We start from the raw sequence: 13,351 nt of genomic DNA on the forward strand, positions 1-13,351 counted from the left end.
CCCCGCCCCGCGCCCGCGCCCACCGCCCCGGCCCGCCCCGCCCCGCCCCGCCCCGCCCGGCCCGGCCCGGCGTCCCGGCCCACGCCGTGCCACTCCAGGCCCTCGCCGCCACTGGCTGCGCACCCCGCACCCCGCATCCCGCGCGGCGCCCCGCGCACCCCGCACCCCGCGCGCCCCGCACTCGCGATCTTGCACTTCCAGCCCCCTCTGTGCACACTTTGTCCGGTTTGCCTGGGCAGGAAGTGCAAGATCGCGGCGCGGCACGGGCACGGGCACGGCACGGGCGCGGCGGGGCGCGGACGGGGCGGGGCGCGGCACGGGCACGGGCACGGCACGGGCGGGCCATGGCAGCGCGGCGCGGGGGCACGGCACCATGGCGCGGGTGGAGCGCGGCCGGGCAGGGTACGGCGCAGCGCGGGCGCAGGCACTGGCGGGCGCGGGCGCAGGCGCAGCACTGGCGGGGCGCGGGCGACGGCGGGGCATGGGGCGGGGGTGGGGCGTGCCGCGGGGGAAGCCGGGATGGGCCGGGGCGGGACAGGGGTTCAGGCGGGGGCCAGGCGGACGCCGTCGCGGCCGTGTTGTTTCACCGCGTAGAGGGCCTGGTCGGCGCGGCGGAGGGTGGCTTCGGGTGACTCGCCGGGGCGGGGGAGGGCCACCCCGATGCTGATCGTGCGGCCGATCCGCCTCGCCGCCTCGGCCAGGCGCTCGGCGATCCGGACCGCCTCCTCGGGGCGGCTCACCTCGATGACGGCCACGAACTCGTCGCCGCCGATCCGGTAGAGCTCGTCGCCCTGGCGCAGCGCCGCCTCCATGGCCCGCGCCAGCCGGACGAGCACACGGTCGCCGGCCTGGTGGCCGTACGTGTCGTTGACGCTCTTGAAGCCGTCCACGTCGACGGCCAGCAGGGCCGTACGCCCGGGGGTGGCCGCTGCGATCCGCCGGCCGAACGGGCCCGTGTGCCGTAGCCCGGTCAGCGGGTCCGAGTTGGCCTGCTCGCGCAGCCGGGCGAGGGTACGCAGTCGGTCCAGGCAGCTCCATGCCTGACCGGCGAGCAGCTCCAACAGGTTGACGGTGGTCGGGTCGGGGCGCAGTAGCCGTTCGTCGGCGACCAGCAGCACCCCGCCGTCGTCGGGTGGGCCGACCGGCACCGCGACGAGGGTGCGTACTCCGGCGCGGGCCAGCGGCCGGTGGTCGGGGATCGGTGGGTGCCCCGCCTCGCCGAGCGTGTAGCCCACACCGTGGCGGTGGGCGCGGCTGACCAGCCGGTCCAGCGCGGCCGGGCCCGCCTCGGTCAGCTCCGCCCGGATCCGGGCCTCCAACTCGCCCGGGGTGGCTGGCGGAGTGCCCAGCCGGGGCCCGTCCGGACCGGTGAGCACCAACACCGCCGCGGAGACGGTGGACACGTCCCGGGCTGCGGCGATCGCGGCGGCGAACAGGTCCCATTCCGTCGACGCGGCGGTCAGCGCGGCGGCGTGCCGGAGGAGCTTCTCGCTGCGGCTCTCCGCCGGCGGCCCGCCGAGCGCCACGATCCGGGCACCGAGCCGGGCCGCCAGGCGCTCGGCGGTGTCGCGCCACGGGGCCAGGTCGGTCGGGCCGCGCCACTGGAGGTCCAGTACGCCGATGGGCCGACCCGCCGGGTCGAGCACCGGTACGCACACCTCGGCGGTGACGTCGGGGCGTACCGGAATGTAGTCGGGGTCGTCGGCGACCTCGGGCACGACGGCGGTCTCGCCGGAGGCGTACACCCGGCCCACGATCCCGGTCTTCGGCGGCACGGTGGAGAAGACCTGCCAGGAGCCGGTGGCGGCGACGCAGCGGAGGCGGTCGTGGACCTGGAGCAGCACGGAGATGGTGGCCGGCGCGTGCCGGGCGAGGGCGGCGACGGTCCACTGGCACGCCTCGACGGCAGTCGACGCCATGGGGAGGCGGACCGTCACGTCACGGATGACTCGCTCGTGATCCACTCGGCACGTCGTTCCAGGTAGGGAGGGCTGCGACCGGCGGGCGGGCCCGCGATCAAGAGTACTCAGCGGGGCATCGGACCGCCTGTGCGCAAGATCATCCATGCCTTCGTACACATGTTCCATCCACAGGCTGTGGACAGGGCCTGTGGGTTCGGCGGGCCGCGCGCCGGGGCTCGCGGCGATAGCGTGGGGGTCCCGGTCGAGTGGAGGCACCGATGCTCATCGCCCAGCTCAGTGATCCGCACCTGACCACCGGCGCGCTCGCCGCCGAGCCGGCCGCCGGCCTGCACCGGGCCCTCGGCCGGGTGCTGGCGCTGAACCCCCGGCCCGAATGCGTGGTCATCACCGGCGACCTGGTCGATCGTGGCCGCCCCGACGAGTACGCGACGCTGCGCGAGATCATCGGTCGGTTCCCGCTGCCGGTGCATCTGGTCGCCGGCAACCACGACGACCGGGAGTCGCTGCTGGACGCGTTCGGGGGCACGCTGTGGCTCGGCGGCGGCTTCTCGGCTTACTACCACGTCGACCACGCGGAGGCGACTGTCGTGGTGCTGGATTCCCTGATGCCGGGCGGCAGCGCCGGCTGTCTCGGCGAGGACCAGCTCGGCTGGCTGGACGGGGTGCTGGCCGGCCGGCCCGAGGTCCCGGCGGTGGTCTGCCTGCACCACCCGCCGGCGCCGGTCGGCATTCCGGCCGCCGACGACCTCCGCTTGACCGACGGCGACGAGCTGGCCGAGGTGGTCGCCCGGCACCCGCACGTCGTCCGGGTGATCGCCGGGCACGTACACCGCCCGGTCACGGTGAGCTTCGCCGGCACGGTGCTCACCACCGCACCGAGCACCTGGCGGCAGAGTTCGCTCACCACCAGCGCGGACGAGCAGATCGGCTGGGTCGCCGAGCCGACCGGCTTCCTGCTGCACCAGGTCACGGCGAGCGGCTGTGCCACGCACGTGGTGCAGGTCAGCCACGCCGCCGGCATGACCTGCGGTTTCTGACCGCCGACCGGGACGGGCCGGCCGTGCCGGGCGAGGTCTGGTATGTCGCGTACGGGTCGAACATGCACGCCGCCAGGCTCGGCTTCTACCTGGCCGGGGGCTGCCCGCCCGGCGGGCTGCGGACCTATCCGGGCTGCCGGGACCCGCGACCCCCGAGGCGTACGGTGCCGGTGTCGCTGCCCGGCGGCGTCTACTTCGCCGGGGAGTCCCGGGCGTGGACCGGCGGAATGGCGTTCTACGACCCGGCGCTTCCCGGCGAGGCGGCGGCCCGGGCCTACCTGCTCGACGTCGGGCAGTTCGCCGACGTGGCCGCCCAGGAGATGTATCGGGAACCCGGTACCGATCTCGGCCTGATCGCCGAGGCCGTCGCCACCGGGAGGGCCACCCTCGGTCCCGGCCGGTACGAGACGCTGATCTGCCCCGGCCGGCTCGACGGGCTTCCGCTGCTGACCTTCACCGCCCCGTGGGCGGCGACCGAGGTGCGGTGGCGAGCGCCGGCCCCGGCCTACCTCGTCATGATCGCCAGGGGACTGCACGAGTCGCACGGCTGGGACGCCGACCGGATCACCGCCTATCTCGGCGACCGGCCGGGAATGACCGACGGGTGGGAGCGGCACGCGCTGGAGCCGCTGGTGCGTCAGGCCGTCGCCGGTTGACCCACTTTCCGAGGCCGACCATCCGCCACCCGAGGCCGCCGCCCGTGCTGCCGGACCGGTGGTCAGATCACCGTCGGCGTCCGGGACGCGCCGCCGTCCGAGCGGGCCGGCTCGTCCGTCGTCCGTCGGGCCGGCTCGTTCGTTCTCCGTCGGGCCGGGGCGCGGAACTGTGCCCAGCGGGCGCGGACCATCTCACGGAGCCGGTTGGACCAGGCCCCGATCAGGATCAGGAGCATGACCGCCCCGACGGCCCAGGCCAGCTTGTCGCCGGCCCCCTGGATGCCGGGGAACGTCACCGCCAGGGCGAGGACGGACACGCCCGGGAAGATCATGCCCATGGCGAGCGCCTGGGCCACGTGGCCGTCGTGCTTGCGCTGCCAGTAGAAGGCCTCCCAACCGAAGAGGCCGGGCTCGCTGGTGTAGCGGGCGATGGTGGGCCGCAGCACCTGCTCGATGTACTGCCCGGCGATGCGGATGTCCCGGTACTGGGAGACGACGCTCAGCCCCAGGGCGGCGCTGAGCACCGGCAGGAGCAGGAACATCCGGATGTCTGCCTTCTCCGAGAGGACGAAACCGGCGACCGCCGCCACCGCGGTCAGGTGCACCCCGACGAGGGCCTGGTTGTGGTTGGCCTTCCGTTCGATCGTCGCCCGGATCGCCGCCGCGTCCGCCAGGGCTGCCTCCAGGGCCCGCCCCTTCTGCTCCTCAGACAACCTGCCTCCTACGGCGTGGCACCATTCCGGTGTACCAGTGGCCGTCAACAGTGGCCGGGCATGTCGGAAACGTCCGCCCGGACACCCGATCGTCATCCGTTTCGGGGCCTGTCGCCCGTCCGGTCAGGCTTTGGCGGGGGCCGGTTCGGCGGCCGGCGGGGTGACCGGCTCACGGCCGTCCTGGGCTGTCGTGAGCAGCCGGCGCAGGGAGAGCGCGATGAGCGAGGCCACCAGGCAGCCGCTGACGACCGTCGCGACCCAGATCCGGCCGTCGGCCGCCCCGATCAGCGGGCCCGCCGTGACCGGGCCGATCACACCGCTGATGCCGAAGATCATCGAGCTCATGGCGTTGTACCGGCCGCGCAGCTCGTCCGTGGCGAGTGCGTTCGTCAGCGCCGGCATCACCGGCGACAGCAGCGTCTCGCCGAAGCCGAAGATCGCCGAGCAGGCCACCACGCAGAGGGCGGCGACCAGCGCGTTGCCCGGGCCGACCACGCCGCCGGCACCCAGGACCAGCCAGGCGAGCGCGAAGACCCCGCCGACGACCGCCAGCCCTCCCGTGCGGCTGCGACCCTCCATCCGCCGCAGGACCAGCAGCTGCGACAACACGATCATCACCGTGTTGCCGGCCAACGCCCAGGCGACCACGCGCGGCGTCACCTCGGCCACCCGGATGGCGTACGCGGTGAAGCCGACCTCGATCTGCGCGTAACCGCAGGTGGTCAGGACCAGTCCGAAGATGACGAGCCGCCGGAACGGGCGGTCCCGCAACACGGCGAGGTAGCCGCCGGCCGACGTCCGGTCCCCGGCCGGGCCGGCGGCGAGCCGGTGGCCCACGTGCGGCAGGGTCAGCAGGATCAGCGCGGGCATCAGGTAGCTGATCGCGTCGAGCACGTAGATCGTCTGGAAGGTGACCGCGCGGGCGGTGTCGACGATCGCGCCGGAGGTCAGGCCGCCGACGCCGATGCCGAGGTTGAGCAGGGCGAAGTTGAGCCCGAAGACCCGCTGCCGCTCGTCGGCGTCGGTGAGCGAGGCGAGGATGGTGTTCTGCCCGGGCCAGATGACGGAGCTGCCCATCGCGACCAGCGTCATCACCCCGAACGCCGAGGCGGTCGAGTCGACCAGCGCCAGCGACCCGGTGCCGACCGCCTCGATCAGCAGGCCCGACAGCAGGACCCGGCGCGCGCCGAACCGGTCGATGAGCGCGCCGCCGATCGGCGACAGCGTCAGGGTGATCACGCCGTACCAGCCGATCACCAGGCCGGCGCGGGCGTCGGTGAGGCCCCGGACATCGGTCAGGTAGATGAACAGGAAGGGCAGGGTGAGGCCGCGCCCGATCGCCGACAACAGCGTGCCGATGAGCATCCGCCGGGCTTCAGAACGGCGGGGCAGGGCGCGACTGAGCATTCCACGATTCTGTGCTCTCGGTGTGACACAGCGCGAGGGTTTTTCGCTCCCAGTTTCACACCTGTCCTGTGTGCGGGATCACGTCGGAAGCGCGTCGGTGGGGCGTCGTACCCCTCTGCGATCCTGGTCGGGATGACCACGACCTGGCGACACCTGCCCGCACCGGCCCGCGAGATCGCCAATGCCGCCACCGACGCGGTCGACGCCGCCCGCGAACGCACACCCGAGGCGTACGACGTCGCGGTCGCCCGGCTCGCCGCGGCCGAGCGGTCCGGCCTGGTGCTCGGCGCGGTGGTCCGGCTGCTGCTGGAGGAGAGCCACCCCGACGGCCTGGACGGCGACGACGTGCGTCAGGTGCTCGAAGCCTGCATCCGTGGCGCCGCGCCATGGCGACCCGACGTCGACCCGCACGTGGTGCTCGTCCTGCTGGCGGGCGCCCTCGGCGTCTACGACCCCGACGGCGACGAGTCGCCGCCCGACCCGCCCGCGGTGGCGCGGCACGCCCCGCTGCTCGTCGCCGACCTGCTCGCCGCCACCGGCCGGCCCCTCGACGGCTATCTGACCGCCGCGTTCGCCGAGATCGCGCGCACCGAACGACAGGACTGACCGGGCGACCCGGTCCTGTCGGTGCTCGCTGCTACGGTCCGCCCCGACCTGACGACCAACGGGAAGGGGCGGCCATGGGCGCGTCCGGCTGGAGATACTTCGTCGCCTACCAGCCCGACCTCGACGCCGCGCTGGACGACCTGCGGGACAAGGTCTTCGCCGAGGGCGCCTACTGGTGGGCGCGGGGTGAGTTCGGCACGTCGGCCAGCGACCATCCACACCGCCCGGCCACGATGGACGAGCTGTATGCCGACGAGTGGGTCCAGGAGTCGGGCACCCACTCCATCCTGGACATGTTCCACGTCCTGTCCGACGGCGAGAAGCCGGACTACGGCACGGTGCAGCCCGTGACCACGGCAGAGGCGCTGCGCTGCGCCGGCGCGGAGACCCTGACCCGCGCGCACGTCGGCGCGATCAACGGCCTGGCCGAGCGCCGGGCGTTCGGCCGGTGCGCGATCCTGCACGACGCGGCCGGCCGCCCCGGGGAGATCTACTTCTGGGGCTTCTCCGGCGACTGATCCGGTGTGCCCCTTTTGCGCCGGCCCCGCTACTCGACTGGGAGGGTCCCGACATGACCAGCAAGTTCACCGAGCTGGCGATCGACTGTGCCGAGCCCGACCGCCTCGCCCGCTTCTGGTGCGCGGTCCTCGGCTACGAGGTGCAGGACGAGGACGACGGAATCGTCACCATCGGCCCGCCTGTGGCGCCTGGCAGCAGACATCACCCGGGGCCGGTGCCGCCGGCGTTGACGTTCGCGCGCGTGCCCGAGGGCAAGACCGTCAAGAACAGGCTCCACATCGACGTCAATCCCACCGACAGGGAACAGGACGAAGAGGTCCGTCGCCTGCTCGCCCTGGGGGCTCGGCACGCCGAGGTCGGCCAGGGCGACGAGCGCTGGGTCGTACTCGCCGACCCGGAGGGAAACGAGTTCTGTGTCCTCGCGGATCGCCGCCCCTGATCGGAGGCAGCACACCGCCGCCGTCTCCGAAAGGGTAGTGGGCGGAAACGAATCAAGGCCCCTCGTTGGAGGGGCCTTGACCTGCTCTTACCTCTGGTCGGGGTGGCCGGATTCGAACCGACGACCTCTTCGTCCCGAACTGTCGGCAGGCCGGCCGGAGCGGGTGTCATTCGCGGTCATCCGGCCTGCCCGGGTCGCTTCGGGTCGGGTTCGGTGAGTGGGGTTGCTGTACTTCGCTGCTGTACCGCTCGTCGACGAGGAACCGCCCGAAGTGGGCTCGCATCCGTAGCCAGTGCTGGCGGTCGTCGCATGGGTGGAGTCGGCCGCACCGGCACAGGCTCAGGGCCGACTCGGCGTGCTTGATCAGCAGGATGTCCGCATAGGCCACCTGCGCCTTGGCGTACGTCCGAAAGGCTGCCGAGGTGTAGATGGCTCCCATCGGTCACCGCCCCGACCTGGGGGCGTGGCGGTGATGCCAGAGGGCTTCGGCGACGGCGTCCACGGGGTCGATGTCCCCCGCCGCCAGGCGCTCGCGGGTGACGGCGATCCAGGGCGGCGAGGCGGCGGTGGCTTCGCCGCAGGCGGTTCGCATCCCCTCCTGGGCGAGCTGGGCCAGCCGGCAGGGGTCGCGTTGGTTCGTGTGCCAGCAGCCAGCGACCACGCAGAAACCGGCGCTGTCTGGCCGGTGAGCCTCCCAGAGAGCGCGGGCCAGCCGCCACAACAGGCGGTGCTGACAGTCGGCGGGTGGCTCCGCGGGCGGGCTATCGACATTGAAGGACATGCGCCGACCATCCCGTCCGACGCCGGAACGCTCCATGGCCAGCGGTCATGCCACGGTGACATGGGACGGCTCGACCAGCACGAATGGTCGCCCTAGGCTGTTGGCCTGAACACCTTGAGTAGTCGGAACGAGACGCTGGGAGCTGCCGTGCTGCTCGATCCGCTGCGGATTCCGGAGGATGCGTGGTCGCACGGCGAGGTGCTGACCGCCCTGGCCACCCGCGACATCGGCGGGCTGTTCCGCTGGATCACCCGTCTCACCGGAGCGAGTCAGAGCCGGATCGGGGCCGCCGTCGGGCTGGAACAGGGCTACGTCAGCCGGATCATGGCCGGACGCAAGGTCACCTCGATCGACGTGCTGGAGCGGATCGCCGACGGAAGCCGGATGCCCGACCAGGCGCGGATCACGATGGGCCTGGCACCCCGCCAGGCCGCGCCGCCGGCCGACCCCGGCCGGCTCACCCCCGGTCGGCCCAGCGAGCCCCCGGCCAACCGGAACTGGCAAGACGACGTACGCAGTGCCGCAGAGCTCTGGCGAGGTGACGTGAACCGTCGAGACGTACTCCGGCAGATGGCCTTCAGTTCCGCCGGTTACACCCTGCCAGCGCTGCGCTGGTTCACCGCACCCGACCCGGCCCCGATCGCCCAACCCGGACGCAGCACCGTCGGTCAACCGGAGATTGACACCATCCGCGCGATGACCGCGACCTACCGCCAGTTGGACAACCAATATGGCGGCGGGCACGCCCGCGACACCGTCGCCCGCTACCTCCACCAGGAGGTGACCCCGCTGCTCACCGACGGCCGGTACGACCACCCCACCGGTCAACGGCTGCTCAGCGCTGCCGCTGAACTGGCCCAACTCGCCGGATGGCAGGCGTACGACACGGCCGAACACGGCATCGCCCAGCGCTACCTCACCCTCGCCTTGGACTTCGCCCACGCGGCCGGAGACGACGGCCTCGGCGCGGAGATCCTTGCCGCGATGAGCCACCAGGCCACCTACCTCGGCCACACCGCCGCTGGCATTGACCTCGCCCGCGCCGCCGGCCAGACCGCCCGCCGCGCCGGGGTCCCCGTCCTGACCGCAGAAGCCCACGTCATGGAAGCCCACGCCCTGGCCAAGGCCAACGACGAACGGGCCTGCGCCGCCGCCCTGCACCAGGCGGAACAAGCCCTTGATCGGGCCGACCGCAGCGCCGACCCGCAATGGCTCAGCTACTTCGACGAGGCGTACCTGTCGGCCAAGTTCGGCCACTGCTTCCACGCACTCGGCCGCAACACCCACGCCGAACGCTTCGCCGTCCGATCCCTGCACATGGACAACCGCTACGTACGCGGTAGAGCCTTCAACCTGGCGCTGCTCGCCAGCGTCCACGCCCGACAGGGCGAACCCGACCGGGCCTGCGCCATCGGCACGGAAGCCCTGACCCTGACCACCCAGCTACGGTCCGCCAGAGCCGTCCGCTACCTCCGCGACCTGCAAACCCAACTCGCCCCGCACCGGCGACTACCCGCCGTCCGACACTTCACCGGCCGCATCGACGCTACCCTCGGCCCAAGGCGCTGACCCCTACAGCTCCCCCCGAGCCCTACGCGCGACCAGCTCTAGCACGGCGATCACCGTGCCGGCGCCGACGATCTCACCCCGGGACACCAGCCCGTACGCCTCGTCGAGCGGAATCCAGGCGACCTGCTCCGCCTCGTTCACGTCTACGGGTGCTCCGATGTGCTCGGCCTGCCGGGCCAGGAACAGCAGATTCTCGGCGTCGGCAGTGCCGACCCACGGTTGGAAGGACAACAACGGCTCGACCCCCTGGGGCCGCCAGCCGGTCTCCTCCTCGACCTCCCGCACCGCACACTGCGCCGGGTGCTCCTCGTCATCGACGTAGCCGCCGGGCAGCTCCCACACCCACCGGTCGAACACGAACCGGTGCCGCCGCATCAACAGCAGGCGCTCCCGATCGTCCAGTACGGCGACCATGGCTGATCGGGGAGCCCGGATCACGTACTGCTCGAAACGCACCCCGTCGGGCAACTCCACCTCGGCGATACTCACCCGCGCTCGACGGGTGTCGTCGACTACCCGCTCGCCGTGGATGGTCCACCGGGTCAACTCCGTCGCCTGTTTCTCCACCACCCCGCCAGTATCCGCGCCGAACCCTCACCACGCGTCGTGGGCAACGCCTCCTGGGCGCACTGCTGGGGCCGCCGTCTAGACGACGAGCATCCAACACCAACCCCCGTCGGGGGGATGCGGACCGAAGTTGTCGACTGCTGCCGGCTCCTAGCGGCTTATGCCGTCGAGCAGGTGCGCACCGCCCTCGTTCGACGTTCGGTACCGACCTGGATCAAGGCTCTTGCTGCCTTCTCGCTGCCTCGCTGCTGCCCGACGTCTCGTTTACAAGCTCTGTGCGCCGCGTCCGCACACGTCCGGCAACGGCTGCACGCTCGGAGCTTCGTCCGTGCCAGCACTCGTCAGCGTGCTGCCGTCTGGTCCCGTTGCTGTCAGCGTTGCTGTCGACAGTCGTTTCCGCCGATGCCTCTGCGGCACCCTGCTGCATAGACTTGCGCCTGCGCGTTTGGAGGATCCGATGCAGATGGATGCGGCAGCTCGCCGACGGAAAGCCTGGCAACAGGCAGGAAGTCCCCCGTGTGCTCACGAAGAACACGAGCGGGAGTACCACTTGGGTGCGGACACCGGAGATGATGTCTGCATCGCCTGTGGTGCCACCTGGGCTCGCGGCACGGCGAAGCCGGGACCGCTCGACGCACAGGGCTACTAACATCACCAGTTCACCAACTACAGGTAAGGAGGCTCCGGCCGGCCTGGTCGTCGCGCCGGCCACGCCTTGTCACCTGGGCAGATGTCGTCACCAGTGGTCGTCGTTGGTCGCTCACGATCGGCCTCCGACGGCCTGGTGACGGCCTGGCCGCGTCTCCCCCTGGGCCTTGCGCGTTGGTCGATTGAAGCAGGGACAACTGCTGCCTTCGTTGCTCACCCGGCAAGAAAGATCGCCTCCACGCCTTTCAATCCGTACGCACGTTCGACAGAATCGTTCCAACCGGCCGGGGAGTGGTGATGGCAGACAAGAGCTCTATCGAGTGGACCGAAGCCACGTGGAACCCGACTACTGGCTGCGACCGCATCTCGCGCGGCTGCGATCACTGCTACGCGTTGACCTTGGCGAAGCGGCTGAAGGCCATGGGGTCCGCGAAGTATCAGACGGACGGCGACCCGCGTACGTCGGGACCGGGCTTCGGAGTCGCAGTACACCCCGCTGAGCTGGCGTTGCCTCTTCGGTGGCGCGAGCCCCGGGTCGTGTTCGTCAACTCGATGAGCGACCTGTTTCACGCGAAGGTTCCCCTTAACTTCGTTGAGCAGGTCTTTGAGGTCATGGCGGCGACCCCGCAGCACACCTACCAGGTACTCACGAAGCGAGCCGCGAGGCTTGCGAAGCTCGCTCCCCGACTGACCTGGCCAGCCAACGTCTGGATGGGTGTTTCTGTCGAGGACGATGAACAGACGGAGCGCATCGATCATCTCCGCCAGGTGCCCGCTGCCGTTCGGTTTGTCTCGGCCGAGCCGCTACTCGGCCCGCTGGACGACCTGAACCTTGAGGGCATTGACTGGCTGATCGCCGGTGGTGAGTCTGGTCCCGGCTGCCGGCCGGTCGATCCCGCTTGGGTGCGATCCCTGCGCGACCAGTGCATCGCCGACGGTACGGCCTTTTTCTTCAAGCAGTGGGGCGGCAGAACGCCGAAGGCCGGCGGTCGGGAGTTGGACGGCCGAACGTGGGACGAGATGCCGGCAGCACGGGCACTTACCTCGATCGGGTAGAAGTCACCGACCGAGAAGGGGTTACAGCCCCTATGGGCGCCGCAGCTGCTCCTTCCAGAAGTCGCCCTTTCCGGTGTTGGCCACAGACGTTCTGCTCAATAGCTTCACGGCGGCCCGGACGTGAGGCGTGCTTGCCTGGCCTAGCGTCGTGCCGTAGACCTCCGGCACGTAGTCGGCAGGGCAGAAAGGGCCCAGCTCGTCTAGCAGCCGTTCGAGGTTCCCCGCAATGATTCTGGTCCACTCGGGGCCGTGACGGCTGCTGTGGCTCTCGGGGGTTGGCAACTCATCGTCGCCGAACAGCGAGCCCTGCCCGTATCTCTCCCCCTTGCGGAGCAGGTCCGTCTGCCACGCCACGGACCACTCCACGCCTGCCTTGCCCAGCGAGTCCGCGAAGTGCCAGGCTCCCTCGTTGCTGGCCGTGAACAGCGCCAGCACGTACTTCGGCAGCAGATCGGGCCTGGGCCGTACCGGCATCTTGACCGCTCGGTATCTCGTTCCGGTCGTCAGAAGCTTCTCGTACATGTCGCACACCTCTAACGCGATCTCGGTAGCCCGATGCTCATCACTATCGTCTCGGACGCCGGCAAAGTGCTCTTGCCACCAGTCGCCGCCAAGGAAGCGGTCTAGCCGGTCGGCTGTCTTCTGGTCTGCTGGCGAAAGCTCCCCGCGCTTCGAACGAGCTGCATGTACGGCACGACCCATCCGAGCGACGCTCAACACGCTGAAGTGCAGCAGGACCTCAGTAGGCGGCCACGACGGCCGACCGAGCAGGGCGGCCTTGAGAAGGTCAAAGTCCAACGCCGGGCCGAACGGGTCGAGAAAAGCGAACAGCGACGCGCCCTGTGCCTGCCTTAGGACTTCAGGAAGGTGCTCGTCAACCGAGCCGTGCCGGACAGTCCTCTCAGCGTCGCCACCCTTCTCGTCGAGTACGCGCTCCAGGTTGGCGAAGTTGTCCGGGTTCTGCTCGATGAAAAACCCCAGGACATTGCGGTAGCCCCTGACGAACTCGGCACACCGCGACAGCAGCAGCGGCGAACCCGGCTGGCCGTCGTCGTACTCTCCGCGCCCTGCGTAGCCATCGAGGAAGACAACACGGTTACCCTCAACGCTTCGGCCTGTCTTCGATGCAAACACGACCGGATACCGGCTCAAGATTCCGTGCTTGAAGGCGGCAGCTGATTTCTTGGATGCAAAGAAGTCGGTCGCAGCCATAAGCCCTCCCCGCGATGCACCGAAAGTAGCGTCACGCTAGCGGAAAGTTGCACCCGGCGGAAGATGTGCATCGCACCCGCCCCTAACGCTCTCCCGGAAGAGAGCGGTCCCGGCCTCCTTGCAGCGGGCAAACCCATCACACATCAACTGTCGTAAACCCGACGCCACCGACCTTCACACTGGACTAGACAAGCGTCCTGGCGGTTTGGTGCCGACAAC

14 protein-coding genes are annotated in these 13,351 nt (G+C 70.8%); 7 read left to right on the forward strand and 7 right to left on the reverse strand.

The window, feature by feature from the left end; all coding sequences use genetic code 11:
- Window positions 1-542: 542 nt before the first annotated feature.
- Entirely contained in the window at window positions 543-1,964 is a 1,422-nt protein-coding gene (locus AB0D32_RS24335; RefSeq protein ID WP_357094519.1) for a diguanylate cyclase, read from the reverse strand.
- Window positions 1,965-2,179: 215 nt separating this feature from the next.
- On the opposite strand from AB0D32_RS24335, the gene AB0D32_RS24340 reads away from it, so the two are divergent.
- Both AB0D32_RS24340 and AB0D32_RS24345 read left to right on the forward strand, forming a co-directional pair.
- Complete coding sequence (locus AB0D32_RS24340) at window positions 2,180-2,959, forward strand: phosphodiesterase (protein WP_357094522.1); 780 nt, start codon at window positions 2,180-2,182, stop codon at window positions 2,957-2,959.
- Window positions 2,960-2,982: 23 nt separating this feature from the next.
- A complete protein-coding gene (locus AB0D32_RS24345) occupies window positions 2,983-3,615 on the forward strand; it encodes a histone deacetylase (RefSeq protein WP_357094525.1) in 633 nt (210 codons plus the stop codon).
- 62 nt (window positions 3,616-3,677) lie between these two features.
- On the opposite strand, the gene AB0D32_RS24350 is transcribed toward AB0D32_RS24345, so the two are convergent.
- Together AB0D32_RS24350 and AB0D32_RS24355 are read right to left on the reverse strand one after the other, a co-directional pair.
- Window positions 3,678-4,328 (reverse strand): hypothetical protein, encoded by a 651-nt coding sequence (locus tag AB0D32_RS24350; RefSeq protein WP_357094527.1) that lies wholly within the window; start codon window positions 4,326-4,328, stop codon window positions 3,678-3,680.
- A gap of 123 nt (window positions 4,329-4,451) precedes the next feature.
- Complete coding sequence (locus AB0D32_RS24355) at window positions 4,452-5,735, reverse strand: MFS transporter (protein ID WP_357094530.1); 1,284 nt, start codon at window positions 5,733-5,735, stop codon at window positions 4,452-4,454.
- Window positions 5,736-5,867: 132 nt separating this feature from the next.
- Here AB0D32_RS24355 and AB0D32_RS24360 point away from each other — a divergent pair, with 132 nt between their 5' ends.
- The 3 genes from AB0D32_RS24360 to AB0D32_RS24370 all read left to right on the forward strand — a co-directional run bounded on the left by AB0D32_RS24360 (window position 5,868) and on the right by AB0D32_RS24370 (window position 7,299).
- Window positions 5,868-6,341, forward strand: a complete 474-nt coding sequence (locus AB0D32_RS24360; protein ID WP_357094533.1) for a hypothetical protein — start codon at window positions 5,868-5,870, stop codon at window positions 6,339-6,341.
- A gap of 74 nt (window positions 6,342-6,415) precedes the next feature.
- On the forward strand, window positions 6,416-6,859 hold the full coding sequence (locus AB0D32_RS24365) for a hypothetical protein (RefSeq protein ID WP_357094536.1): 444 nt from the start codon (window positions 6,416-6,418) through the stop codon (window positions 6,857-6,859).
- Between the two features lie 53 nt (window positions 6,860-6,912).
- Window positions 6,913-7,299, forward strand: coding sequence for a VOC family protein (locus tag AB0D32_RS24370; protein WP_357094539.1), 387 nt, complete (start codon window positions 6,913-6,915; stop codon window positions 7,297-7,299).
- A gap of 166 nt (window positions 7,300-7,465) precedes the next feature.
- On the opposite strand, the gene AB0D32_RS24375 is transcribed toward AB0D32_RS24370, so the two are convergent.
- Together AB0D32_RS24375 and AB0D32_RS24380 are read right to left on the reverse strand one after the other, a co-directional pair.
- A complete protein-coding gene (locus AB0D32_RS24375; protein ID WP_357094541.1) occupies window positions 7,466-7,738 on the reverse strand; it encodes a hypothetical protein in 273 nt (90 codons plus the stop codon).
- A gap of 3 nt (window positions 7,739-7,741) precedes the next feature.
- Entirely contained in the window at window positions 7,742-8,080 is a 339-nt protein-coding gene (locus AB0D32_RS24380) for a hypothetical protein (RefSeq protein WP_357094544.1), read from the reverse strand.
- 147 nt (window positions 8,081-8,227) lie between these two features.
- On the opposite strand from AB0D32_RS24380, the gene AB0D32_RS24385 reads away from it, so the two are divergent.
- On the forward strand, window positions 8,228-9,649 hold the full coding sequence (locus AB0D32_RS24385; RefSeq protein ID WP_357094785.1) for a helix-turn-helix domain-containing protein: 1,422 nt from the start codon (window positions 8,228-8,230) through the stop codon (window positions 9,647-9,649).
- 3 nt (window positions 9,650-9,652) lie between these two features.
- On the opposite strand, the gene AB0D32_RS24390 is transcribed toward AB0D32_RS24385, so the two are convergent.
- On the reverse strand, window positions 9,653-10,219 hold the full coding sequence (locus tag AB0D32_RS24390) for an NUDIX hydrolase (RefSeq protein WP_357094547.1): 567 nt from the start codon (window positions 10,217-10,219) through the stop codon (window positions 9,653-9,655).
- Between the two features lie 942 nt (window positions 10,220-11,161).
- Between AB0D32_RS24390 and AB0D32_RS24395 the strand changes: the two genes are divergently transcribed.
- Entirely contained in the window at window positions 11,162-11,920 is a 759-nt protein-coding gene (locus AB0D32_RS24395) for a phage Gp37/Gp68 family protein (protein WP_357094550.1), read from the forward strand.
- 30 nt (window positions 11,921-11,950) lie between these two features.
- On the opposite strand, the gene tcmP is transcribed toward AB0D32_RS24395, so the two are convergent.
- On the reverse strand, window positions 11,951-13,132 hold the full coding sequence (gene tcmP / locus AB0D32_RS24400; protein WP_357094553.1) for a three-Cys-motif partner protein TcmP: 1,182 nt from the start codon (window positions 13,130-13,132) through the stop codon (window positions 11,951-11,953).
- Between the last annotated feature and the right edge of the window lie 219 nt (window positions 13,133-13,351).

It is taken from the genome of Micromonospora sp. NPDC048170 (assembly GCF_040652795.1).
GTDB lineage: Bacteria > Actinomycetota > Actinomycetes > Mycobacteriales > Micromonosporaceae > Micromonospora.